At 44.7% G+C, this 940-nt stretch carries 1 protein-coding gene and 1 pseudogene; both read right to left on the bottom strand.

The genetic code is table 11. The features are described from left to right. A partial coding sequence (locus tag ACERY3_RS25310; RefSeq protein ID WP_373226796.1) for a hypothetical protein occupies window positions 1-193 on the bottom strand: 193 nt, incomplete at its 3' end. 163 nt (window positions 194-356) lie between these two features. Continuing rightward, window positions 357-940 (bottom strand): annotated as a pseudogene (locus ACERY3_RS25305) (hypothetical protein); the annotation flags it as partial.

The raw sequence follows: 940 nt of genomic DNA, 5'->3' as shown, positions 1-940 counted from the left end.
TCCAGGGGCGGCTTCTCTTGCCGCGACAGCCCAGTCTGTCGGCCATCAGTCCTACCGCCCCCGGGGTACGTTTCAGAATGGTGGCAAGCTCTGCCACGGGCATTGTGCCGTAGTTATTTTCCAGAAAGGATAAATCCTTCACCGTCCACAGTAAGAAATGATTATCGGGTTGTGTTTTATCGTCGTGTGTCATGGGGTTAACTTTCCTGCCTGTACGGTCAGTGCGTAACGGTTCTGCAACTGGCGCAGATGCTGCGCGGCCGTAGCACCGTCACAGTCTGACTGCCGTCGTTATTTTTTTGCTGTGACAGCTGGCGCAACTGCTCCTCCAGCGGCACGTTCTGGTTTAACAATTACTACTCTTCGGTTCTCTGACAAATAGGTTGGCCTGTCTGATGCCCTGATGGACAAAACCATGACACATTGCCATCCGTTACCGTAATATTACCCATGCCTGAAACCGATATTGTCTTTGGATCCAGACTATCCAGTTTCATTATGCCAGCACGAGAAAACCAGACATTGTGTCCGTCCGTTAATACATTTTCAGAAAGAAAGTGGAGTGATGCTACCTTTATCTTTTTTGTAAACAGATAACTGAGTTTCCCTGATGTGTAAAACCCATTATTATCTACAGCAAGTGGAAAAGATAAACATCTGAAGGAGTTCGGTTCCACTTCGGGTCTCTTTTTCCCTTCATAATACCACTTACCATCAATTTTTGCCCATCCGTAACTGCTTGTACATGTCTGAACACTTTTATGGTATGGGATTATTACATCATCCATCGCTGAGAAATAATAGTTTAATTTATCTTTTGCCTGATTGTTAGATAAGGCCACAAACGTTCTTACATCCGCTCCTTTGATAATATTCCCGTCTGCAGTAAAGACAACTTTATTATCGGTATAGTAAGGATGCTTTAATGATCTGAAGGTAT

This window comes from Enterobacter cloacae complex sp. ESBL7, from assembly GCF_041679625.1.
In the GTDB taxonomy this organism is placed as follows: domain Bacteria; phylum Pseudomonadota; class Gammaproteobacteria; order Enterobacterales; family Enterobacteriaceae; genus Enterobacter; species Enterobacter asburiae_B.
This window is presented reverse-complemented; position numbering and strand designations above follow the sequence as displayed.